The organism is Vampirovibrio chlorellavorus (assembly GCF_003149375.1).
GTDB lineage: Bacteria > Cyanobacteriota > Vampirovibrionia > Vampirovibrionales > Vampirovibrionaceae > Vampirovibrio > Vampirovibrio chlorellavorus_B.
Map to the genome: position 1 here is coordinate 132,820 of NZ_QFWH01000004.1, position 21,457 is coordinate 154,276.

The window sequence follows — 21,457 nt, forward strand, 5'->3', positions numbered from 1 at the left end:
TGTATTCATTTTATTATGAGACCTGAGAAAGCAGATGGTTTCATTTGCTACCAATTGTTAGTAACCATAATGTTCTGTGGCCGTTCATTTTCTCCGAGACCACTAGAAATACGAAGGTGAGAGGTTATGCCGACTGAATCCGTGATGCAAAATAGCACAGCGCCAACCAGCGCCCAGTCCCAGGACTTACTGGAGCGCATCCGGCAGTGCTATCATCAGCCGTTTCTGGATCTGGTGTTTCAGGCCCAGGACATTCAGCGGCGTTTCCATCCCCGCAATGAATTGCAACTGTGTACGCTGGCCAATATTAAATCCGGCAATTGCCCGGAGGATTGCTCCTATTGCCCGCAAAGCGCCCGTTATAACACCGGTATCGAAACCTGGGAACTGCCTTCTCTGGAAGAAATTCGAGAGCAGGCTCAGGAGGCCAAGGCCAACGGCTCCACCCGCTTCTGTATGGGCGCGGCCTGGCGCACTCCGCCCCACCAAAAGGCGTTTGATCATGTGGTGGATATGGTTAAAACAGTGGTCGATGAAGGTATGGAGGCCTGTGTGACCTTGGGTATGATCAACGCCGAGCAGGCCAAAGCCCTGAAAGAGGCGGGTCTGAAAGCCTACAACCACAATATTGATACCTCCCCCAATTTTTACCCGGAGGTGATTTCCACCCGCACCATTCAGGATCGCTTTGATACCTTGAAAAACGTGGCCAACGCGGGCATTGATGTCTGCTGTGGCGGTATTCTGGGCATGGGGGAAACCCTGGAGCATCGTCTGGAGTTTATCAAAACCCTGTGCGAGCTGGATCACCCGCCGGAATCCGTGCCGGTGAACTGTCTGGTGCCGGTGGAAGGGACGCCTCTGGCCAATCAGGCCCCCGTGGATTCTTTCGATCTGGTACGCACCATTGCCACCGTGCGCATTTTCTTGCCGGAAGCCAAGGTGCGTTTATCCGCCGGTCGCTTGAGCATGAACGATGAGACGCAGGCCTTGTGCTTTATGGCCGGGGCCAATTCCATTTTTACCGGCGAAAAATTGCTGACCACCGATAACCCGGGCATGAATCGGGATCGGGATTTGCTGGAAAAACTGGGTTTAAAGCCGCAGGCAATGGCCTAAAGCCCTCCAGTCCGCCTGAATGCCCTTTCAAAATCTCTTCTCGGCCAGCAGAGGCGTTCTATGGTTTTGGCTTTCAGGGATGCTCAGGGCCGTTTCCGGATCGGAGGCTGGCTTTGGGGCAATCGGACGTTCTCAGGTGTTTTCTGCTTTTAGCAGGTTGTTTATTGAAGATAGAGGTTTTCTATGCTGAATTGGGACGCTTTGGGAAAAGGCGGGTACCGGGACAAAACCGGGAAGCAGGTGCCCCCGTCCACCTTACCCGGCAACGCTCAACCAGCCGGAAGGCCCGCCAGCCAGTCCTCCCATCAGTCGTTGCCAGAGGCCGCACCCCGAGGACTGGCGATCTTGCTGCCCAAACGTCCGCCAGAGTCCGATTCGCTGGAGCTTTCATCCCCGTCAGCCGCCATTTTCCCCAACCCTCACGATGATCACCTCAATGGTTCCCTTGATGACTCCCTCGATCATCCTGCTGATAAGGGGCTGCAGCTACTGGCAGAAGCCGCGGTGACGCAGCAGCCCCGCTCTATTCTGAAGCGAAGTTCCCCCGCTGGCTCGGCGGAGCGGGCCCCCGTTCCCAAGAGGGTCAGGTTCCAGGAGCCTTTACCCGTCATGACGGTGGAGGGCCATCCTGTATATCTCAGTCGCAAGGCTTATGCCGATTTGCGGTCATCCCAGCGACAGCTGTCCTGGCGGTTTAACGCCTTGGAGGGGGCTTCGATGATTGTAAACGGGACTCCGGCTGAGACCGCCTTGACGCCCATCATTAACCTATACTACGGACAGATCGAGCCTCATCAGGCGCGGCTCAATCAGCGCTTTCGGACGTTGATGCGCAGTCAGCCGGGAGAGGCCGTTCCCTGGTCGGCGAAGGCCATGCTGAACGATTGGCAGTGGCAAAAAATGCTCACGGGCTTGATGGAGCGCTGTTTAAAGTCAACCCGGCAAGTGAAGGCCATACAGGATAACGAATTCCTGGAAAGCGATGTTCAGGATGTTCTGACGCTTGTGGAGGCTCAAAGGCAGTCGCTTGCCGCTATCTTCTCTCACTCTCCCGAGGAGGCTGCCGAGACTGAGTAGTGCTTCAGGGCTCATACTGGCTTGAGCGGTAAGGGCCTGGATTTGATGTGGAAGGGCTTCCGGCTTTTTTCCGAGAAGAAGTAAAAAAGAGGACACAATTTGTGTCCTCTTTTGGTGCGAGTTCTGGGATTCGAACCCAGGACCTATCCCTTAAAAGGGGAGTGCTCTACCGCTGAGCTAAACTCGCAAGCTGGGTGGGGTGACGATAATCGGAGCCGCAACTCAGCTTCGATACTTTCAGTATTTTAAGGGTTCAACCGCCAGCGTCAAGAAAAGATTACGCATGGATTTTTTCTGTGGCCCCAAATAAACGTTTGGAGGCGGTCATGGGGTTCTCCACGATAATAGTCTGATTGCGCTCGGGGCCAACGCTGACAATGGTCACCGGGCAACCGATCAGCTGGGCGATGCGGTTCAGGTAGGCTTGCGCTTCAGCGGGCAACTCCTGAAAGGTGCGGGCTTCTTTCACAGAGCCTTGCCACCCCGGCCAGCTTTCGTAAATGGGTTCCACGGTGTTCAGGACGTTCAGTTGGGCGGGGAAGTGGGTGATGGTTTCCCCGGTTTGGCGGTTTCGGTAGCCCACCCCGATTTTTAGTTCCGACATGCCATCAAACACATCCAGCTTGGTGATGGCCAAGCCATCCAGGCCGTTGACCTGCACGCTGTACTTGGCAATTATGGCGTCAAACCAGCCGCAACGGCGGGCCCGGCCCGTGGTGGTGCCAAATTCCTGTCCCACTTCGCCCAGATGGGCGCCAATGGCGTCTTTCAGCTCGGTGGGGAAGGGGCCTTCGCCCACCCGGGTGGTGTAGGCTTTCATGACCCCAATGACCCGATCAATGCGGGTGGGGCCAATGCCCGATCCGGTACAGGCCCCGCCTGCCGTGGCGTTGGAACTGGTCACAAACGGATAGGTGCCGTAGTCCACATCCAGCAGGGTGCCCTGAGCCCCTTCAAATAAAATCTTCTTGCCCTCGGTCAGTGCTTGATGGGCCAGTGCGATGGTATCGGCCACCACGGGGGCCAACTGCTCCCGGTATTGCAGGCACCACTCAAACAGATCCTCGACCGTGAGGCGGGGCAGCGTGGGGTAGCATTTTTCCAGCAGTTCGTTTTTGTGGCTGACGATCTGGCCCAAGCGCTCTTTTAGCACAGCGTCCTCAAGGTACAAGTCGCCCACCCGCAGGCCATAGCGACCCACTTTATCCATATAGGTGGGGCCGATGCCACGCCCGGTGGTGCCAATTTTTTTCTCGGCCATGGCGTTTTCCTGGGCCTGATCCAGGCTGGTGTGAAAGGGCAGGGTTAGGTGCGCCCGATCGCTCAGTTTGAGATTGGCTGTGGAAAAGCCTTTGCGTTGCAGTTCCTCGATTTCATTCAGGAGGACTTGTGGGTTGATGACCGTGCCGTTGCCGATAATACACAGCTTGTTTTCATACAGCATCCCGGAAGGAACCAGATGAAACTTGAACACTTCATTGCCGTGGGTCACGGTGTGCCCGGCGTTGCATCCGCCTTGGCAGCGAATGACCACATCGGCCTCCGCGGCCAACAGGTCGGTAATTTTTGCCTTGCCCTCATCACCCCATTGGGCGCCGACGATCACTACATTGGCCATAACCTTGCGTTCCTCCTGGGGGATTGTGTGTGGGGCTTGAGAGGGTCCGGACATGCAAACCCGCCGGGGCGAACCGGCATCGGGAAATTTGCACTGAAAACCGCTTTTACAAAAGCAATGGGCAGTATAGGATAAGCCTCCAGCAGAGTCAATTTTGGAGTCCGTTTTGGTGGCTGTGGCGTCCCTCGGTGCCGCGGGGCGTCTGGCCCTGAGGCCCGCCATTTAAAAACTTGACTTCTCAGAAACTTGACATCCCTGTGCTTGCGATATAATTAAGAGCATCAATTCAGGGTCAACTTCTTCCCTTTATTGGTTCTCTTTTCTGGAGAGGTGGCTGAGTGGTCGAAAGCGGCTTCCTGCTAAGAAGTTAGACGGGCTTAAACCTGTCTCGAGGGTTCGAATCCCTCCCTCTCCGAATTAAAAAGCCTTCCAGTCTGCTGGAGGGCTTTTTAATTGCTGATTGGCCACCGCTGTCGGGAGGAGAGCCAATCAGGCAAATCGGCTGCGATCGCCCAGAACCAGGCTGAGTACGCTGGTCATAATGGCCATGAACAGGGAACCCAGCAGGGCGCTCAGGAAGTTGCTGACCTCAAAGCCGGGAATGAGCCAGGCCACCAGGGCAAACAACAGGGCGTTGATCACAAAGGAAAAGAGTCCCAGTGTCAGCAAATTGAGCGGTAAGGTCAGCAACATCAGCACGGGGCGGATAAAAAAATTAACCAGACCCATTACAAATGCCGCTAACAGGGCGGTGCCAAAGCCGCTGATATGAATGCCGGGGGTGATGGCGTCCACCAGCATCAGGATGGCGGCGGTCAATACCCAGTACAAAAGCGCCGATAATATCATAAAATGTCTCCCTTCAGTGGATTACTACCCATCGGGGCAGGATGACTATTGATTTTCAGGGGCGGTTGAACGGGCCAGTGTTTAAAAAAAACAGGGTGAATTCCGGTTTGGACGGGGAAAGATACTGGGTTTGATTATGCGCTTCTTTGGCGTTTGGGACAATTCATCAAGTGGCTAACAGGGTCGCTGATGGGCTTAAGACTCAGGGCTCAATGCCGGGTTCCGCATAGCAAAAACCCGACTCCAGCCTGTCGGCAAGATTCGGGTCTCAGGAAGGAAGCCCCTGACAAACAGGGGCTTGTGCGCTTTAACGCGTTTCGGTTGCGTATGGGGGTTGTGTGTGTGTTTAGTGAGTGAGGGGAGGGATGTTCGGGAGGAGGGAGGACTAGAAGGGAAACTGTCTGGGGAATCAGGGAGGGATGCTGTGGGGGGGCGGTTAGCGGATTTGCTTGTAAATATAGCCATTTAGCCCGGCTTTTTGCTCATTGGCCTCTAGCCATTCCAGATACTGAGCCTGAGACTGCTGGAGGCGGACAAAATTTTCCAGTGCGGCCAGTTCCATCAGGGGAACGGAGAGAGGAACGCCGTTTTGGGTGTCAGTGTTGGGCTCTTGGGGCTTCATACAAAGGAACTCACTTTTGGGTTGGATTTGTATCTTAATGATATAAAACCCGCATAAAGCTCAAAATTGCCTGGCCCCAACATTTTTTCCTTTTTGGGGAAGGGAATCCTCACTTTTTATTAAAAAGCGATGCTTTTGCTTTGAAGCAAGCGTTACTGATTTTTAAGGGCGATTTTGATGGCCTGCCCGGCTTCCACCTGTTGCAGGGCCGATTCAAAGTCGGCCATGGAGGCTGTTTTGCTGATGAGCGGGCGGGGATCGACCTGCCCGCTGCCAAGCAGCTCCAGGGCAGCTTGAAAGTGGCGAGGGGTGTGATGAAAGGAACTGACCAGGGTGATTTCATCGTAATGCAGGCGACGGGTATCGAAAGTGACGGAACTGCCCCCCGGACAACCCCCGAATAAATTGACGGTGCCCCCTTTGCGCACCAGCGCAACCGCTTTTTCCCAGGTTTCTGGTTTGCCAATGGCTTCAATGACTACATCAAAGCCACGCCCTTGCTCGGTAAAAGCGGCCCGTAGGGCCTCAGGGTTTTCGTACTCCAGTAAGTTGACTATCTGATCGGCCTGACCAAACTGCTGGGCTAGCGCCAGTTTGTTGGGGGTTCTGGCCATGGCGGTGACCTTGGCCCTTTTCAGTTTGGCCGCCCGAACCATCAACTGCCCTATGGGGCCCAGGCCCATCACGGCCACATGATCGCCCGCCTCAATGCGGGATTGGGCCAATCCGTGCAGGCACACCGCCAAGGGCTCGCTAAAGGCGGCAATTTCAAAGGGCAAATGGTCTGGCAGCCGGTAGGTGTTGTGCCGGGCGATTTGGGCGGGCACCCGGATGTATTCGGCGTAGGCCCCGTTCAGCAAATCCAGACGCTCACACAGATTGGTTTGCCCTTTGTGGCAGTAAAAGCATTGATAGCACGGGGCGGAGTTGGCCGACACCACCCGATCGCCCACCTGAAAACGCGGGGGTTCTGCTTCCGTGGGCTGCGCTTGCACAACCGTCCCGGAAAATTCGTGCCCAAAGGGGGAGGGAAAGTTTTTGAGCAGCACCGGATGGCCCCGGCGATAGCATTTCACATCGGTGCCGCAAGTCAGGGCGCTTTCCACCCGAATCAATAACTCACCCGGGCCAATGGCCGGAATGGGCGTCTCTTCGTAGCGCACATCGTTGGGCTGATAGAACAGGGCCGCCTTCATGGTGCCAGTCAGGGCATGGGTGTTTTCAGGGGTGGTGGAGTGGCTCATGATTAGGCACCGTCCATATGTATAAACACTTTAATGGCCTGTCCCTGCTGGTATAGATCCACGCCTTGCTGAATGTCCCGCAGGGAAAGTGTATGGCTGAGCAGGGGTTGTAGGCGGATTTTTCGGTTGAACACCAGTTCGGCGGCGTTCTTTAAATCCCGCAGGGCCGGGGAGTAGGTGGTAATCAGGTTGATCTCCCGAAAGTAAAGACGGCTGGGGTCCACGCTGGTTCCGGCGGGGCCGCTGGTAAAGACAATGATGTTCCCACCGTCCCGAACCAGCTCCAGGGCCAAGTCCAGGGTTTTGTTGTTCACCACGCTCAAAAAGACCGTATCCACTTGGCCGGTGGGGGTGTCCGTGGTCAGGGTCTCCTTGATTTCAGCCGCCTGCTGAATGGGGTGAAAGGCCTGTTTCACAAAGCCCTCGGCTTGGGCCAGCGTCAGTCTGCTTTCGACCAGATCGATACCGTAAACGGTGCTGCCCTCATTTTGGTAGACCTGGGCCGTCATCAGGCCAATAAAGCCCAGTCCCACCACGGCCACAGACTTCTGGTGTTGCCGCTGACCCCGGCGAATCCCCCGCAGCACGCAGGCCAAAGGCTCCACGCAGGAGGCTTCGGCGTCGGTAATGCCACTGGGGACTTTAAAGGCGGTTTTTTCCAGGTGTGGGCCGGTCAGGCTGAGATATTGGGCAAAGCCACCCGGCACGAAATTGGTGGCCTTGAATTGGCGACACATGGACTCACTGTCGCTCAGGCAGTAGTGGCAGGTCCCGCACGGCACATGGTGAGCGCTGACCAATCGATCCCCAACCGACCAGTGCGCTGGGGCGTTGGGCGCCAGCGCTTCGATGATGCCCACGATCTCGTGGCCCAGCACAGTGCCAGGTTGGGCCTTGCTGTGAATGACCTTATCCAGATCGGAGCCGCACAGCCCACAGCCCAACACCCGAATTAAGGCCCCGTCGTCGGGTATCGCCGGAATGGGAAGCTCGGACAAGGCCAGCTGGTAATCGGGTTGAACGGTGGCGGCTTGCATCAATAACGGGCCTTTTGCTTGGGGCGCAATAGTATGAAGATTGAAAATGGGCTTTTTATTTTGAGGTGCTATCCTTTATAAAAAACCAAACTACCCCGGCTTGCCAAGTCTTACAAGGCACCGGTCTGGTCAGGAGAATCAAGATGATGGAACCCTCACCCGATGTCCCCGCGTCCGCCCAGTCGGTAGAGCGTGTTAAAGTGCTGGAGATCAGCCGGCAGAAACACCCCATTACCCAGCTTCAGGCGCAATACAGCTTTGCCGATATCAAGACGGATGGCCCGGTGCAGTGCCACTGGCGTTTTCACAAAGAGCATGTGGGGTTGACCGTTTACGGCCAGCTCAAGGGCTGCCTGAATCTGGAGTGCGCCCGCTGTCTGGAGTCTTATCAGGTGCCCATTGACCTGCAAGTGGATGAGCGCTTTGTGTTTGAAGAGTCTCTGACCGCCAAGGACAAGGAACGGGAACTACAGTCCGATGATTTCTACGAGGTTTTAGACGAAGAAGGGGAGCTGGATTTGAAAGATCTGGCCCAGCAGTTTTTGATTCTGGAATCCCTGAATCATCCCAACTGTGAGCGTCCAGAGTGCCGATTTGCCTGAGCCTCTTGTAAGCCAAGCGCTTTTTTGTAAGAATCATCACCACGTATTTTTGTGCCCAACGATCTGTCTACCAGATCTCAATTCATTAACGCTAGAGGTTTATCCCCATGCCAGTTCCCAAGAAACGAGTCGGCCATTCTGATCAGGCGCACCGTCGTGCCAACTGGAAAGCCACTCTTGCTGCTCGCACCACCTGCCCTCACTGCGGCGCCGTTAAAATGCCTCATCACATGTGCGTTGCCTGTGGTTTCTACAATGGCCGTGTGGTCAGTGAGAAATTTCACGCTCATCACGAACATTAATCAAAGCGCTCGGTTTTAGTTTTTGATTTTGTAAAGAATTAATCTGATGGCCACTTCTCCCATTCGAATCGCCGTTGATGCTATGGGTGGCGATTATGCGCCCCATGAAATTGTTGACGGTTCTGTGCAGGGCGCACGGGAACATGGGGTTGGTATCCTTTTGGTGGGCAAGCCCGATGATGTTGAGCGTGAGCTGAAAAAGTACGACACCCGGGGCTTGAGCATTGAAGTGGTACCCGCTTCCGAAGTCATAGAAATGGGCGAGTCTCCCGCCACCGGTTTGCGCAAGAAAAAAGACGCCTCCATTATCGTAACGGCCAAATGCGTCAAAAATGGACAGGCCCAAGGGATGGTGGCTGCCGGTAGTACCGGGGCGGCCATGGCTTCGGCTTTGCTTTACGTGGGCCGCATTGATGGGGTGGAGCGTCCGGCGATCGGGGTTCGCCTGCCTTCATCGACCAGCACCCATTGTTTGTTGATTGATGCCGGGGCCAATGCCGATTGCACCCCGGAGATGCTGATCCAGTTCGCCGTGATGGGCAACGTGTTTATGCACAACGTCTACAACGTGGAAACACCTCGGGTGGGCCTGCTGAACATTGGTGAAGAGCAGGGCAAGGGCAACGCCTTTGCCCACACTGCCTTTCAGTTGCTTGAAAAGGATGAGCGGTTTCAGTTTATCGGCAACGTGGAAGGCAAAGAGCTGTTTAATGGTTCTGCCGATGTGGCCGTGACCGATGGCTTTACCGGAAATGTGGCCCTGAAGTCCGCGGAAGGGGTCATGCGTATGTTTGGCTCCGTGTTGAAATCGCAGCTTAAAAGTAGCCTGAGAACCAAAGCGGGTGCTTTATTGGCGGAGCCTGCCCTGCGTGGCGCCATGAAAGAGGTCGATTCCGAAGAATTCGGAGGGGCCTTGCTTCTGGGCATTAAGGGCATTTGCGTCATCAGTCACGGGGGTAGCCGTGCGCGGGGCATTAAAAACGCCATCCGGGTGGCCAAGGAAGCTGTGTTGGCCGATGTCCTCGGGAAAATCAGCAAGCAGATACAGGAAGGGATTGAAGTTCATGACCACGCCTAATAGAGAGTTGAATCAGAGTGCGTTAAACGGACAGGCGTCTTTAACCAACCCCTTTGGGTACGGGATTAGTCTGGCTGGTATCGGTGCGCACGTCCCTGCCCGCTGCATTAGCAACGATGACATTGCCACCCTGGTTGATACGTCTGATGAGTGGATTCAGTCCAGAACCGGAATCAAAACCCGTTACGTGGTTTCCGGGGATGAAAGTGTGGCCGATCTGGCCATCGAGGCGGCGACACAGGCATTAGCCAGCGCGGGCATGGAAGGTTCCGAGGTGGAGCTGATTATCGTGGCCTCTTCAACGCCCGATACCATTTACCCGGCGGTGGCCTGTCAGGTGCAAACCGCTATTGGCGCTACTAACGCCGCTGGTTTTGATATGGCTCTGGCCTGCTCCGGTTTTGTTTATGGCCTCATTGTAGCCCAGCAATTCCTGAAAACAGGCATGTGCAAGACGGCGCTGGTGATCGGGGCCGATATTCATTCCCGGTATACCAACTGGCACGACCGTAATACCTGCATCCTCTTTGGGGATGGGGCCGGTGCGGCCTTGCTAAAGGCCGAGCATGGGGCTCCCGACAACATTCTCGCCAGCGATCTGCATCTGGATGGCGCCAAGGGTATGGAGCTAACCCTGTTCACTCAGGCGGAGAACTGCCCGTTGGTGGAGCCGAAAACCCCGGTGAACGATTATGTTTATATGAATGGCCGGGAAGTCTTTAAATTCGCCGTGGGCGTGGTGCCCAAGTCCATTCAGGAGGTGCTGAATCGGGCGGGGCTGAAGATTGAGGAAATCGATCACGTCATTCTGCACCAGGCCAACATTCGCATTATGCAGGCTATGTCCGAGAAGTTGAATATTCCGGAAGAGCGTCTGATCGTGAATCTGGATCGCTTCGGTAATACCTCGGCCGCCTCGATTCCCATTGCCTTGAATGAGGCGGTGTTGCAAGGACGGGTGAAACCCGGGGATTTAATGGTGATGTGCGGTTTTGGGGCAGGGTTGGCCTGGGCCACCAGCGTCATGCGCTGGACAGCGGTGGATCAGCGCTTGCCTCAGCACCTCAAGGATGAGATGAGTCAGCACTGCAACAACCTGAAACAGCGGGAAGCCGCTTCAGTCTAGTCTGGAAAAGGGTTTAACGTGATGAGTAAAGTTGCCTTTGTGTTTCCCGGTCAGGGTTCTCAGTCGGTGGGCATGGGTCGGGATTTCGCCGAAACACCCACTGGCCGAAACGTTTATGAAACTTTTGACCGTATTGTGGCTCCCAACCTCAGTCAGGTTTGTTTTGAGGGTCCGGAAACGGAGCTGCGACGCACGTTGTACACTCAGCCAGCCATTTTGGCGACTGCGATCGCCGCTTTGGATTTATTCCGGGAAAAATGTCGGCTCCAGCCGTCCGTGTTGGCCGGGCATAGCCTGGGGGAATATGGCGCTCTGTACGCCGCGGGCGTGATTTCTCTGGAAGCGGCCGCGCAGCTGGTGAAACGGCGTTCCGAATTGATGGAAGCAGCTCCCACTGGGGCCATGAGTGCCGTGTTGGGTCTGGATGGAGACGCGGTGGATGCCGTGGTGGCCGCTTATCGCCAGGCCAGCCAGTCGGTCATTGCCGTGGCCAACTACAACACCGATGGCCAGGTGGTGATTTCCGGTACGCCGCAAGCGGTGGAAGAGGTCTCCGTGAAGCTCAAAGAAGCTGGGGCCAAGCGGGTCATGCCGTTACCGGTGGGCGGGGCCTTTCACTCTCCGTTGATGACCCCGGCGGCCGAGTCTTTTGCGGGCTACTTGAGCGATTTTACGTTTGAGAATGCCGCTGTTCCTGTGATTACCAATGTGGACGCCGCCTTGACCACGGCAGGCCCAGAGGCTCAGAAAAAACTGGGTCAGCAAATTGACCACTCGGTGCGTTGGACCCAGACCATGACCCGCATGATTCAGGCCGAGGGTGTGGATACGGTGATTGAGTTCGGGCCGGGCAAGGTGTTGACTGGCATGGTCAAAAAAATGTTCCCCGACGTACATATTTACAACGTGTTGGACATGGCCTCTCTGGAGGCGGTCAGTGCCGAGCTGAACGCGGCGTTGGTTAGCGCCTAGCTTGAGTTTCGGCCACTTTTAATCAAGTTTGTCAAGGAAAGCAGTTCAAGAGTATGAGCAATCAATCAGGTAAAGCAGCCATTGTGACCGGTGGCAGTCGTGGCATTGGCCGGGCTATCGTAAAGGCACTGGCCGAGGCGGGCTACAACGTGGCTTTCAGTTATGCCTCCAATCAGGCCGCCGCTGAGGAAGTGGAGGCCATGGTCAAGGGCTTTGGCGTGGATGCGTTGGCTGTTAAATCAGATGCTGCCAGTGTAACAGACGCCCAGGCTTTGATTGAGCAGGCTCACAAACGCTTTGGACGCATTGACGCTCTGGTCAACAATGCCGGTATTACCCGTGATGGCTTGTTGATGCGCATGAGCGATGAGGACTGGGCCAAGGTCATCGATACCAACCTGGCGGGGGCCTTTTATACCTGCCGGGCCGCTTCTCGCATTATGTTGAAGCAACGCGCAGGGGCCATTGTGAACATTTCCAGCGTGGTGGGCGTGTTCGGAAACGCCGGTCAGGCCAACTATGCCGCCAGTAAGGCCGGATTGATTGGCTTTACCAAGTCTCTGGCCAAGGAGTTTGGGAGTCGTGGGGTGACCGCCAACGTGCTGGCGCCGGGTTTTATTGAGACCGACATGACGGAAAGCGTTCCCAAAGAGCAATTGTTGCAGCATATTCCACTGGGTCGACTGGGCGCGCCGGAAGATATTGCCAAGGCTGTTCTCTTTTTGATAACATCTGGGGATTATATAACCGGCCAAGTCATCCACGTGGATGGCGGTCTGGTTTTCTAAATCCACGCAAAGGTCTTTATTTTACTGAGCTTCACGTTGGTAAAAGCCAGTCAAATTTTTAATTTTACTCATACCAACTCGTTAGGTTTTACTGTTAATAATCTGTAATTTGGAGACTAAGACAATGGGCAACGCCACTCAGACCGTTTTCGAGCGTGTTAAAAAAGTCATCGTTGAGCAATTGAGCGTTGATGAGGCTGAAGTCACCCCGGAAGCCAACTTTAGCCAGGACTTGGGTGCTGACTCTTTGGATACCGTTGAATTGGTAATGGCTTTTGAAGAAGAGTTCGGTACCGAAATTCCGGATGAAGAAGCCGAGAAAATCCAGACCGTTCAAGACGCTGTCAGCTATATCGAAAAAAATCAGAAGTAAGCAACACTTCTGCGCGGTCGAGTTCGATTTGAGCTTGCACCGACTGTATTGCACATCAACGATAAGGTCCTGTTAAAAGATCATGGCAAACTTTGGAAAGCGCCGTGTTGTGGTAACCGGTATGGGTGTTGTGACCCCGGTTGGCAGCACTCTGGAAACCATGTGGGATAATCTGGTCAATGGTCGCTCCGGGATTGGGGAAAACACCCTGGTTCCCCCGGAAGAGATGACCTGCAAAATTGCGGGTATTTGTACAGATTTTGTCCCCGAGAATTACATGGACAAAAAAGAATCCCGGCGTATGGATCGTTACACCCAGTTTGCCGTTGCCGCTGCCAAGATGGCCTACGAGCAGTCAGGGCTGTACGAAGGCGCTGTGGATCCCAACCGTTTTGGGGTCGTGGTCAGTAGTGCCGCGGGTGGAATCGGCACAATTGAAGTCCAGATGAAAAACTCGCTGGATCGGGGCTTCAACAAGTGCAGTCCGTTTCTGGTTCCCATGATGATCTGTGACATTGCCGGTGGCTGGATTGCCATTGAGTACAATGCCAAAGGGCCAAATCAGTCTGTGGTTACCGCCTGTGCCACTGGCGCAAACTCCATCGGTGATGCCTTCCGCATGATCCAGTATGGAGAAGCGGACGTGATTATGGCCGGTGGTGCGGAAGCCCCCATTACCTCCCTGTCCGTGGCCGGATTTACTACCATGCGGGCCTTGTCTCAGCGGTACGATGAGCCCTTGTTGGCCAGTCGCCCGTTTGACAAGGATCGTGATGGCTTTGTGATCTCTGAAGGCGCAGGCGTGGTGGTTCTGGAAGAACTGGAACACGCCAAGGCTCGGGGCGCGACTATTCTGGGTGAAATTATTGGTTACGGGCGAACCGCTGATGCCAATGATATCGTGGCTCCTTGTGCCGATGGAAACGGGGCCGCTCGTGCCATGCAGCTCGCTTTGCAGGACGCCGGGCTGGACGCTGAGAAAGTGGATTACATCAATGTTCACGGCACCAGCACACCTTTGGGTGATGTGGCTGAAACCCTGGCTGTAAAACGGGTATTCGGTGAGCATGCCCAGCAGGGTTTGGTCCTCAGTTCTACCAAGAGTATGACGGGCCACATGTTGGGTGCCACGGGCGCGGTGGAAGCGGTGATCTCCATGATGGCCATTTCCAACAAAACCGTACCGCCGACCATTAACCTGGATAACCCCGATGAGCAATGTGATCTGGATTACACCCCGCACAAGGCCCGTAAACTTGATACGCTGGACGTGGCCATGTCTAACTCCTTCGGATTTGGGGGGCACAATGCGTCCCTGATTTTCAAGGGATACTCCGGTAACTAGGTATCCTTTTCAAAATCATTAGGCCCAGATTAAATAGACAGAAACCGTCTGCCTGATACAAAGTGCAGGCGGTTTTTCTGTGATCTTGCGCTTAAACCCGGGCAAGGCTACTATGAAAATGGGGCGGGCCAGAGATAAGATGCCCAAAAAATGAAGGAAAGTATCATTCATGACAGCGGATTTTCCAGGGCCATTGCAGTTTAATTCTGTTTCCGTAGGGAACTTTTTCGATCAAGTCAGTCAGGCTTATGACGATAGTATCCGCAAGGCCATCCCGCCCTACTTGGAGATGTTTGACGCCCTGTTGGGGTATTGTTTTTTTGCCACGGATAAGCCGCTTCACATTCTGGAATTGGGCTGTGGCACCGGAAATTTATCGATCTTGCTGAAGGAGCGCTTTCCGCAGGCGCAGTTGACCCTGGTGGATTTGTCGGCGGACATGTTGCAGCAGGCTTCGGACAAACTGGGTGGGGAGGGCGCACAAATCCGCCTGGTGCAAAGTGGTTTTATGGACTTGTCCCTGGAGCCGGGGCAGTTTGACATGGTCATTTCCAGTGTGGCCTTGCACCACTTGAAGGACGACGAAAAGCCGATTCTGTACCAGCGCATGTTTCACTGGCTGAAACCGGGCGGTCTGTTTCGTTGCGCCGATGAAACCCTGAACGTGCCGCTGGCCATTCAGGATGAAAATATGGCCCGTTGGGAGGTTTGGGCTCGCCAAAATGGGGCTCAGGACAGTGATATTGCCCTGTGGACCGCGCATGCCGAGCAATATGACCACTATGCGCCGTTGAGTGAGCATTTTACCTGGCTGACCCAGAGTGGATTCATCAATGTGGATTGCTATTGGCGCAAGTTGATGTGGACTGTGTTTGGCTGCGCTAGGCCTCTATAGCCCGCCCTGCAAAACCGGGCAGGCTGGCTTCCGCTTTTGAGAACAAGGGTAAGCGGATGGGGCCTCGGATCTGTCTGTTGAATGTGACGGTTTTTGAGCCGTTGTTAACCTTGATGTGAATTTCCAGACCGCTTTCCGTCTTCAGGTAGCGGGTTTGTGCATTCAGGCATCGGGTACGCCACGCTTCCAGCACTTTTTCCTGTTTCAGTTTGCCCGGCGGCCCGTAGTAGACCTGATCGTTCTGGCTGATGACACAGGCTTTTCCGTTCATTAACAAGGCCGCATGATAGGGTCTATCGCCCTCTTTGCCCAGTTGATACAAAATCCAGCTGCCTTCCGCCGGGTGAATTCCCGCGCCCTGTAAGGCCAGCAGCATGGGCAGGGGCTTGGGCACCGGGCGCGATTTGGAATTGGGGCTTTCATAACGCCAGCAGGGGATGACCTGCACCGGCGAAATGGAAGGACGGGCATCGTAGGCCGTGTAGGAAGGATGCGGTTTCTGGGCTTGGGGGGAGGTGGGTATCAGGAGAATGTGATTCATCGCCTTGCTTCATCCATTGTAAGAGGTGCCAAAGAAAATCCAGGTCAGGAAAAAGTCGGCCACAATGATGGTAATGGCGATCCAGACCACGGCCTTGGTGGTGGATAGCCCTACTTCCCGGGCCCCGCCCTTGGCGTTCAGGCCCACCGTGCAACTAATGGCTGCCAGAATGATCCCAAAGATAAGGGATTTGAGTAAACTGACCCGGATGTCGTAGGGTTTTACAAATAACCATACCGATTCCAGATACATATGATAGTGCAGATCCGAGACCCAGTAGGCGACTTGCATTCCCCCCAGAATGGCAGCCACCTCGCCGACAATGGTCAGCATGGGCAGGGCAATCATGCAGGCCAGGAGCCGGGGTAAAAACAGGTAGCGTATGGGATTGACCCGCATGACCCGCAGGGCGTCCACCTGGTTGGTGACTTTCATATTGGCGATTTCCGCGGCGATGGCCGTCCCCGCTCGTGCGCCCACCGACAGGCAGGTGAAAATGGGGCCCAACTCCCGAACCACGGCCAGGGCCACCAGCCCGCCCACATAAAAATCGGTGCCGGTCTGGGCGAACTTGGAGGCCGTTTGCAGGGCCAGCACGGAGCCGGTGATCACGCAAATCAGTACGCTCATCCCCAGGGAGTCAAAACCCACCATGGCCGTTTGCACCAGCGTTTTTTGCCAGTCCGTTTGTCCTTGCAGCAAAAAACGGGCGCTGTCTTTCAGGTTTAAAAACAGCTCGCCAGCTTCGGCCAAAAACTGAAGAATGGGCTTGGGAATCCAGGGCGTATCGCTCATGGGCCTTTGGTTCTTCCTGTCTGAATGAATCAACCGAGTGTTAGGCGTCTACAATCGTACACCAATGGCTGTACTGGGGCAGTTGGTTTTTGACCACTTTAAAGTACAGATCCTGAATCTGTCGGGTGATGGGGCCGGGCTTGCCGCTGCCCACCGGACGATTATCGATATGCCCAATGGCCGCCACCTGCGCCCCGGTGCCACAGAAGAAGGCTTCATCGGCATGGTAGAGTTCTGTGCGGTCAATGGTGCGCTCTTCGGTTTCCAGCCCCAGTTCCTGCTTGGCCAGAGTCATAATGGTGTGGCGGGTGACCCCTTCCAGAATGTCCTCGGTCTTGCTGGGGGTCAGCAGCTTGCCATCCCGAATCAGGAACAGGTTCATGGCGCTCCCCTCGGACACTGTGCCGTCCCCGGTCAGAAAAATGGCGTCATCGTAGCCCATTTTGCGGGCATCCGTGACCGCCAGCGCCGTGTTCATGTAGGCCCCACCCGCTTTGGCCCGGGCCGGAATGCTGTTATCCGGGATGCGTCGCCAGTTGGAAACGCAGACGCTCAGGCCCTTTTCCAAATCAAGATACTCGCCCATGGGCTTGGTCCACAGGCAAAATTCGGTGCTGGTGTACTCCAGACTGGGGGTGATGCTTTCCCCGCTTTTGTACAAGGTAGGGCGAATGTAAATATCGCTGTCATGCTGGTTTTTGCGGATCAGATCCAGCGTCAGCTGGCACAGTTCGTCCAGACCCAGTTCGGGGGTCATGTAGAACACCTTGCTATTTTTCAGCAGGCGCTCGTAATGCTCTTTCATACGAAAAACGGAAATCTGGCGTTTTTCTGGCACCCAGTAGCCACGAATGCCCTCAAACAGGGAAATGCCGTACAGGAAAGCCGGATTACGCAGATCCAGTGTGGCGTCTTGAAACGGAACCAGTTTTCCGTGAAAATAAGCGTACTCCAGTTTTTGTTCGCTGATTGGGCTTACTGCCCCGGCGGCGCTGGATTTCAATTCGTTCGTCACTTTTATTACCCGTTTCGTCTGTGCTACCCTACCATTATATGAAAAAAACCGTTGCGCTTCTGATTTTAGACGGCTGGGGCATCCGAGAGGAAGTTCCTGGCAACGCCATTAAGCTTGCCGAACCTTCTTATTACGATGGCCTGTTGGCCAAGTACCCCAACATTGCCCTGGATGCTTCTGGGGAGGCCGTGGGCCTGCCGGACGGGCAAATGGGCAATTCCGAGGTCGGTCACCTGAACATGGGCGCCGGGCGGGTGGTGTATCAGGAAATCACCCGCATTAACAAATCCATCCGGGATGGCGATTTTTTTACTAATCCGGTTTTTTTGTCCGCGGTGAATCACGTCAAACACAGCGGCGGTGCCTTGCACCTGATGGGTCTGGTTAGCGATGGCGGGGTGCATAGCTCGCTAAATCAATTGATGGCTTTGCTGGATTTCTGTAAACAGCAATCTGTAGAAACTGTGAAGGTTCATGCCTTTCTGGATGGCCGGGATGTGTCTCCCCAAAGTGCCGAAAAATACTTGCAGGAAGTGGAAGCTAAGCTGCTGTCACTCGATTTTCCGCAAATTGCCACCATTAGTGGCCGCTACTTCGCCATGGATCGGGACAATCGCTGGGAGCGCACCCAAAAAGCCTATGAGAATCTGGTGTCCGCCACTGGTCGTAAGCACCCCTTCAGTGTGGATTCCCTGCTGTGGAGTTACCGTCAGGAGCGGTTCGATGAGTTTGTAGAGCCTGCCGTTTGTGACTTTACCTATGAGGGCATGAACGATGGCGATGCCATCCTGTTTTTCAACTTCCGTCCTGATCGGGCCCGGCAGTTGACCCGGGCATTCACCCAGCCTGATTTTACGGGCTTTGATCGCGCCAAAACGCTGCAAAATCTCTACTTTGGCTGTATGACCCTCTATGATGAAACCTTTCATCTGCCGGTGGCCTACCCCAAGCAAAAGCTGGATAAAATTCTGGCGGAAGTTCTCAGCGAGCGGGGACTGACCCAGTTCCGCACCGCCGAAACCGAAAAATACGCCCACGTCACCTTCTTTTTTAATGGTGGCTTTGAAAAGCCCTATCCCGGCGAAGATCGCCACATGGTGCCTTCACCGCAAGTGGCCACTTACGACTTGCAGCCGGAAATGAATGTGTCCATCGTGGCCGACGTAGTGTGCGATGCCTTGGCCAGCGGGAAGTATGACTTTTTGGTGGTCAATTTCGCCAACCCGGATATGGTGGGCCACACGGGTATTTTACCCGCGGCGGAAGAGGCGGTGAAGGCCATTGATCACGCCATTCAGCGGGTGGCCGAAGCCGTGTTGAAGCAGGACGGCGTGTTGCTGCTGACAGCGGATCACGGCAACTGTGAAATGATGGTGGATGAAAATGGCGGTCCGCACACGGCCCACACCACCAATTTGGTGCCGCTGATTCTCATTTCCAACCGCCCGGAACTGGATCTGGATCGCAGTCGCCAATATAGTTTAAGCGATATTTCCCCCACCATTCTCAGTTTGATGAATATTCCCCAACCGCCGGAAATGACCGCCCCTTCCATCCTGAAGGTGCATGCCACTTCGGTTTCTGAAACGGGTCGCTGAAACTGGCTTGGGATAGTGGGTCTGCACCCGCCCATTTGGGTTCTGCTTTGCGCATCTTTGGGAACGTCTGGTGCCCATTACGCCCACCGTCAGGACACTGAGAGTGCTATATTAAAACGGCGGGCCTGGCTGGTTAGTAGAGTTTGAGGGTGTTGCCCTCATACGCCAGTTGGTAAAACCGTTCTGACTGCAGGGGAACAGGGCCTAGCAGGCGAGTCCCGCTGCGTTGTGTGATGAGCCGGAGGCCACAGGCATGGGGGCTGGTTGCGTTCAGCTCACTCTGAATGGTCAGTAAACAACGCTGATTCTCCAGTAGGTGTAGTTGCTGCCCGGGTTGGTTCAGGAGGCCTTGCAGTTGCCACTGCTTCACTTGCAAAACGCCCCCGCCGCGAGGAAAGTCATCATATTGCCGGGCGTTTACCTTCGGGGGGATGTTTGCACCGCTAGCGGCGATGAGCCGATCGATGCGAGTCTGTTTGAGGGCGGTTTTCCAGCTATTACTGCCGGAGGAGGCGTCGCTGTCTGGTTGGGGTAACAATACTAAAGCGTCCAGCTGGGTGATTTGATGGTGCCGAAAGTAATCGCTCAAGGCACGGGCCTCAAAGTACCCCAGGCTCTCTGGGGCGATTAAAACGTTGGCGTGACTATGGGCCGGTTGAATCAAAACGGCCTCGGTGCGGTAGGACAAGGGCAGCAGGGCCAGCCGGGTTTGCTGATTGATCTGCTGGCTTTGCGCCCAGCTGCCTGTTAGAAGGACGCATAGGGGAAGCAGGATGGCCAGCGCCTTGATCCGCTTGGGCCACTGCGGAGCCTGATGAATCAGCCAAATCAGCCCAAAGAGTGACAGGTACAGGCCTAAAATCTGCCACGGGGCCGGAGAGGCCAGCATCCACTGGGCCCAGCTTTGCGCTTGCCCCCATTGGGCCAGGCTTAACAAACCGTTCAGAAAGGGCAAGGCCACCCAGCTCAGCAGGCCTCCGAGCGCAGGTGCGATCAGATTCAGCACGCCTGCGGTAAAGCCCAGCACGGTCAGTGGCGTAACCATCACCAGCGCGGCAATGTTGAGGGGGATGGTATGAATGGGAAACTGGTTGAAATAGGCCACCGACAGCGGCCACACCCACAATTGGGCCACCAGTGGCACCAGAATAATTCCGGCCAGCCAGCGGGTGATGTAGTAGCCGATGGCCTCCTGCAGCGGGGGCACCATGCTCAGCAGGCCGAAGGTGGTGAGTACCGAGAACTGAAAGCCAATGCTGCCAATGCAATCGGGGTTCAGTCCCACCAGCAGGGTGCTGGCCACGCAGAGCAGAAACACGGGGCTTAACTCCCTATTGAGCAATTTGAGGGCCAGGGCGATTTCCAGCATGGCCGAAGCCCGCTGGATGGAAGGTGGCAGCCCGGTGAGCAGGCTGTAAAACGCCACTGCCCCCATGGCCACCCCAATGCGTACTCGATAAGGCACCTTCAGTAAGCTCATCAGCCATAACACCGCCCCGGCGATGATGCCCACGTTCATCCCGGAGGCGGCCAGCAAATGCACCAGCCCGGTCTGAATAAAGGCCTGCTTGACGGCTTTATCCACGGGGATGGCCTTGTCACCCAGCACCAGTCCGCCTAAAATTTCGGCTTGAGGGGATGGCAGTTGTTGGGTAAAGGCCTGGGCGATGCTGTCCTTGAAGTGATCGGTGATCCGTTGCAGCACAAATGGAGGCTCATTGCGGGTTTCAAAGGCGATCACCCGCAAGGGTTTTTTGAGAATGGCGGTAATGTGGTGGTTTCGCAAGTAATCCGCCTGATTAAAGGCCCCGGGGATGTGGCTTTCATAGGGGAGGGTCAGTGTTCCACTAATGAGGAGCCGGGTTCCCGCCGCCACCGCTTCGCCCCGTTCATCGGCGGGCCAGCTGACCTGAATGCGGCCACTGGTTTTTTGGCCGTTCAGGGCGGAAACTTCCAAAACGCCTCGGTGTGGTCCGGTTTGAGACAGCAGGGTGCCCATCACCTCGACCCGCTGCAAGGGTGCCAACCGGGAAACATCCTGCGCTGAGGGGGTAAATTGCCGGTACTGGAAGTGTAAACTGCCTGCCACCAGCGCAATCAGCCACAAATTGAGCTTAACGGCCCAGCCTTGTCCGGTTTGGCCGATGGCGTAACTGGCAATGCCCAAAAAAGCCACACACAGGGAAAGTCCAATTTCCAGGCGGGCAAAGGCCAGATTGGGTAAGGCATAGGCCAGGGCGTTGCCCGCCAAAAAGAGAATCAGGGCGGGCACCAGAAACCCTTCATAGGTGGCCAGCAGCTTTTTAGGCCCTTTTTTTTCGCTGGGAGTAGGGGCTGGTTTCAGCGCTTGGGTCAGGTTCTGGGGAGCCTCGGGGGCGGACGGGTTCAACGGGACCGCATGGGGCGGTAGGGGGGATTCAACGGTGGGGGCCATTGTGGGTTAAAAATTCCTGTGTTGATG

Annotated in this window: 21 protein-coding genes and 2 tRNA genes; 13 read left to right on the plus strand and 10 right to left on the minus strand. The window is 55.3% G+C overall.

Going from position 1 to position 21,457, the window contains the following annotated elements; genetic code table 11:
- The first annotated feature begins 144 nt into the window (after positions 1–144).
- Positions 145–1,119 carry a biotin synthase BioB gene (gene bioB, locus DF283_RS06745; RefSeq protein ID WP_443083000.1) on the plus strand — a complete coding sequence of 325 codons (975 nt, stop codon included), beginning with the start codon at positions 145–147 and terminating at the stop codon, positions 1,117–1,119.
- A 183-nt stretch (positions 1,120–1,302) separates the two neighbouring features.
- The gene (locus tag DF283_RS06750) at positions 1,303–2,196 is read left to right on the plus strand and encodes a hypothetical protein (RefSeq protein WP_303673974.1); all 894 of its coding nucleotides are present in this window, start codon (positions 1,303–1,305) and stop codon (positions 2,194–2,196) included.
- A gap of 112 nt (positions 2,197–2,308) precedes the next feature.
- Here DF283_RS06750 and DF283_RS06755 read toward each other — a convergent pair.
- Positions 2,309–2,383 (minus strand) — tRNA-Lys (locus tag DF283_RS06755).
- 90 nt (positions 2,384–2,473) lie between these two features.
- The gene (locus DF283_RS06760; RefSeq protein ID WP_303673975.1) at positions 2,474–3,814 is read right to left on the minus strand and encodes an adenylosuccinate synthase; all 1,341 of its coding nucleotides are present in this window, start codon (positions 3,812–3,814) and stop codon (positions 2,474–2,476) included.
- A gap of 324 nt (positions 3,815–4,138) precedes the next feature.
- Here DF283_RS06760 and DF283_RS06765 point away from each other — a divergent pair.
- Positions 4,139–4,229: transfer RNA gene (locus tag DF283_RS06765), tRNA-Ser, on the plus strand.
- A 74-nt stretch (positions 4,230–4,303) separates the two neighbouring features.
- On the opposite strand, the gene DF283_RS06770 is transcribed toward DF283_RS06765, so the two are convergent.
- The 4 genes from DF283_RS06770 to DF283_RS06785 all read right to left on the minus strand — a co-directional run bounded on the left by DF283_RS06770 (position 4,304) and on the right by DF283_RS06785 (position 7,566).
- Complete coding sequence (locus DF283_RS06770; protein WP_303673976.1) at positions 4,304–4,663, minus strand: phage holin family protein; 360 nt, start codon at positions 4,661–4,663, stop codon at positions 4,304–4,306.
- Positions 4,664–5,099: 436 nt separating this feature from the next.
- Positions 5,100–5,285 carry a hypothetical protein gene (locus tag DF283_RS06775; RefSeq protein ID WP_303673977.1) on the minus strand — a complete coding sequence of 62 codons (186 nt, stop codon included), beginning with the start codon at positions 5,283–5,285 and terminating at the stop codon, positions 5,100–5,102.
- 152 nt (positions 5,286–5,437) lie between these two features.
- Positions 5,438–6,529 carry a zinc-dependent alcohol dehydrogenase gene (locus DF283_RS06780; RefSeq protein WP_303673978.1) on the minus strand — a complete coding sequence of 364 codons (1,092 nt, stop codon included), beginning with the start codon at positions 6,527–6,529 and terminating at the stop codon, positions 5,438–5,440.
- A gap of 2 nt (positions 6,530–6,531) precedes the next feature.
- Positions 6,532–7,566, minus strand: coding sequence for an alcohol dehydrogenase catalytic domain-containing protein (locus DF283_RS06785; protein WP_303673979.1), 1,035 nt, complete (start codon positions 7,564–7,566; stop codon positions 6,532–6,534).
- 143 nt (positions 7,567–7,709) lie between these two features.
- Between DF283_RS06785 and DF283_RS06790 the strand changes: the two genes are divergently transcribed.
- From DF283_RS06790 to DF283_RS06825, 9 genes are all read left to right on the plus strand, one after another.
- Positions 7,710–8,168, plus strand: coding sequence for a YceD family protein (locus DF283_RS06790; RefSeq protein WP_303673980.1), 459 nt, complete (start codon positions 7,710–7,712; stop codon positions 8,166–8,168).
- A 107-nt stretch (positions 8,169–8,275) separates the two neighbouring features.
- On the plus strand, positions 8,276–8,470 hold the full coding sequence (rpmF, locus tag DF283_RS12790; RefSeq protein WP_443082993.1) for a 50S ribosomal protein L32: 195 nt from the start codon (positions 8,276–8,278) through the stop codon (positions 8,468–8,470).
- Positions 8,471–8,516: 46 nt separating this feature from the next.
- Positions 8,517–9,548, plus strand: coding sequence for a phosphate acyltransferase PlsX (gene plsX / locus DF283_RS06795; RefSeq protein ID WP_303673981.1), 1,032 nt, complete (start codon positions 8,517–8,519; stop codon positions 9,546–9,548).
- Positions 9,535–10,674 carry a beta-ketoacyl-ACP synthase III gene (locus DF283_RS06800; protein ID WP_303673982.1) on the plus strand — a complete coding sequence of 380 codons (1,140 nt, stop codon included), beginning with the start codon at positions 9,535–9,537 and terminating at the stop codon, positions 10,672–10,674. The genes plsX and DF283_RS06800 overlap by 14 nt, the downstream gene beginning before the upstream one ends.
- 21 nt (positions 10,675–10,695) lie before the next feature.
- A complete protein-coding gene (gene fabD, locus DF283_RS06805) occupies positions 10,696–11,646 on the plus strand; it encodes an ACP S-malonyltransferase (RefSeq protein WP_303673983.1) in 951 nt (316 codons plus the stop codon).
- 53 nt (positions 11,647–11,699) lie between these two features.
- Positions 11,700–12,434: a 3-oxoacyl-[acyl-carrier-protein] reductase gene (gene fabG / locus DF283_RS06810; protein WP_303673984.1), complete on the plus strand. Its 735-nt coding sequence runs from the start codon at positions 11,700–11,702 to the stop codon at positions 12,432–12,434.
- 124 nt (positions 12,435–12,558) lie between these two features.
- The gene (locus DF283_RS06815; RefSeq protein WP_303673985.1) at positions 12,559–12,807 is read left to right on the plus strand and encodes an acyl carrier protein; all 249 of its coding nucleotides are present in this window, start codon (positions 12,559–12,561) and stop codon (positions 12,805–12,807) included.
- Positions 12,808–12,889: 82 nt separating this feature from the next.
- Entirely contained in the window at positions 12,890–14,152 is a 1,263-nt protein-coding gene (fabF, locus tag DF283_RS06820) for a beta-ketoacyl-ACP synthase II (RefSeq protein ID WP_303673986.1), read from the plus strand.
- 169 nt (positions 14,153–14,321) lie between these two features.
- Positions 14,322–15,047 (plus strand): class I SAM-dependent methyltransferase, encoded by a 726-nt coding sequence (locus DF283_RS06825; RefSeq protein WP_303673987.1) that lies wholly within the window; start codon positions 14,322–14,324, stop codon positions 15,045–15,047.
- On the opposite strand, the gene DF283_RS06830 is transcribed toward DF283_RS06825, so the two are convergent.
- Genes DF283_RS06830 through DF283_RS06840 form a run of 3 tightly spaced genes read right to left on the minus strand, consistent with a single transcriptional unit; the run spans position 15,034 to position 17,398 of the window.
- The gene (locus DF283_RS06830; RefSeq protein ID WP_303673988.1) at positions 15,034–15,588 is read right to left on the minus strand and encodes a hypothetical protein; all 555 of its coding nucleotides are present in this window, start codon (positions 15,586–15,588) and stop codon (positions 15,034–15,036) included. The genes DF283_RS06825 and DF283_RS06830 overlap by 14 nt on opposite strands.
- A gap of 9 nt (positions 15,589–15,597) precedes the next feature.
- Complete coding sequence (locus DF283_RS06835) at positions 15,598–16,383, minus strand: MlaE family ABC transporter permease (protein ID WP_303673989.1); 786 nt, start codon at positions 16,381–16,383, stop codon at positions 15,598–15,600.
- A 40-nt stretch (positions 16,384–16,423) separates the two neighbouring features.
- Positions 16,424–17,398, minus strand: a complete 975-nt coding sequence (locus DF283_RS06840) for a branched-chain amino acid transaminase (protein ID WP_303673990.1) — start codon at positions 17,396–17,398, stop codon at positions 16,424–16,426.
- A 38-nt stretch (positions 17,399–17,436) separates the two neighbouring features.
- Here DF283_RS06840 and gpmI point away from each other — a divergent pair, with 38 nt between their 5' ends.
- Positions 17,437–18,996 carry a 2,3-bisphosphoglycerate-independent phosphoglycerate mutase gene (gpmI, locus tag DF283_RS06845; protein ID WP_303673991.1) on the plus strand — a complete coding sequence of 520 codons (1,560 nt, stop codon included), beginning with the start codon at positions 17,437–17,439 and terminating at the stop codon, positions 18,994–18,996.
- A gap of 133 nt (positions 18,997–19,129) precedes the next feature.
- On the opposite strand, the gene DF283_RS06850 is transcribed toward gpmI, so the two are convergent.
- Positions 19,130–21,430: a ComEC/Rec2 family competence protein gene (locus DF283_RS06850; protein ID WP_303673992.1), complete on the minus strand. Its 2,301-nt coding sequence runs from the start codon at positions 21,428–21,430 to the stop codon at positions 19,130–19,132.
- Between the last annotated feature and the right edge of the window lie 27 nt (positions 21,431–21,457).

Bases quoted from the DNA above. Each gene is read 5' to 3' on its own strand.
- bioB (WP_443083000.1), top strand. From the start codon at position 145: ATGCAAAATAGCACAGCGCCAACCAGCGCCCAGTCCCAGGACTTACTG.
- DF283_RS06750 (WP_303673974.1), top strand. From the start codon at position 1,303: ATGCTGAATTGGGACGCTTTGGGAAAAGGCGGGTACCGGGACAAAACC.
- DF283_RS06760 (WP_303673975.1), bottom strand. From the start codon at position 3,814: ATGGCCAATGTAGTGATCGTCGGCGCCCAATGGGGTGATGAGGGCAAG.
- DF283_RS06770 (WP_303673976.1), bottom strand. From the start codon at position 4,663: ATGATATTATCGGCGCTTTTGTACTGGGTATTGACCGCCGCCATCCTG.
- DF283_RS06775 (WP_303673977.1), bottom strand. From the start codon at position 5,285: ATGAAGCCCCAAGAGCCCAACACTGACACCCAAAACGGCGTTCCTCTC.
- DF283_RS06780 (WP_303673978.1), bottom strand. From the start codon at position 6,529: ATGAGCCACTCCACCACCCCTGAAAACACCCATGCCCTGACTGGCACC.
- DF283_RS06785 (WP_303673979.1), bottom strand. From the start codon at position 7,566: ATGCAAGCCGCCACCGTTCAACCCGATTACCAGCTGGCCTTGTCCGAG.
- DF283_RS06790 (WP_303673980.1), top strand. From the start codon at position 7,710: ATGATGGAACCCTCACCCGATGTCCCCGCGTCCGCCCAGTCGGTAGAG.
- rpmF (WP_443082993.1), top strand. From the start codon at position 8,276: ATGCCAGTTCCCAAGAAACGAGTCGGCCATTCTGATCAGGCGCACCGT.
- plsX (WP_303673981.1), top strand. From the start codon at position 8,517: ATGGCCACTTCTCCCATTCGAATCGCCGTTGATGCTATGGGTGGCGAT.
- DF283_RS06800 (WP_303673982.1), top strand. From the start codon at position 9,535: ATGACCACGCCTAATAGAGAGTTGAATCAGAGTGCGTTAAACGGACAG.
- fabD (WP_303673983.1), top strand. From the start codon at position 10,696: ATGAGTAAAGTTGCCTTTGTGTTTCCCGGTCAGGGTTCTCAGTCGGTG.
- fabG (WP_303673984.1), top strand. From the start codon at position 11,700: ATGAGCAATCAATCAGGTAAAGCAGCCATTGTGACCGGTGGCAGTCGT.
- DF283_RS06815 (WP_303673985.1), top strand. From the start codon at position 12,559: ATGGGCAACGCCACTCAGACCGTTTTCGAGCGTGTTAAAAAAGTCATC.
- fabF (WP_303673986.1), top strand. From the start codon at position 12,890: ATGGCAAACTTTGGAAAGCGCCGTGTTGTGGTAACCGGTATGGGTGTT.
- DF283_RS06825 (WP_303673987.1), top strand. From the start codon at position 14,322: ATGACAGCGGATTTTCCAGGGCCATTGCAGTTTAATTCTGTTTCCGTA.
- DF283_RS06830 (WP_303673988.1), bottom strand. From the start codon at position 15,588: ATGAATCACATTCTCCTGATACCCACCTCCCCCCAAGCCCAGAAACCG.
- DF283_RS06835 (WP_303673989.1), bottom strand. From the start codon at position 16,383: ATGAGCGATACGCCCTGGATTCCCAAGCCCATTCTTCAGTTTTTGGCC.
- gpmI (WP_303673991.1), top strand. From the start codon at position 17,437: ATGAAAAAAACCGTTGCGCTTCTGATTTTAGACGGCTGGGGCATCCGA.
- DF283_RS06850 (WP_303673992.1), bottom strand. From the start codon at position 21,430: ATGGCCCCCACCGTTGAATCCCCCCTACCGCCCCATGCGGTCCCGTTG.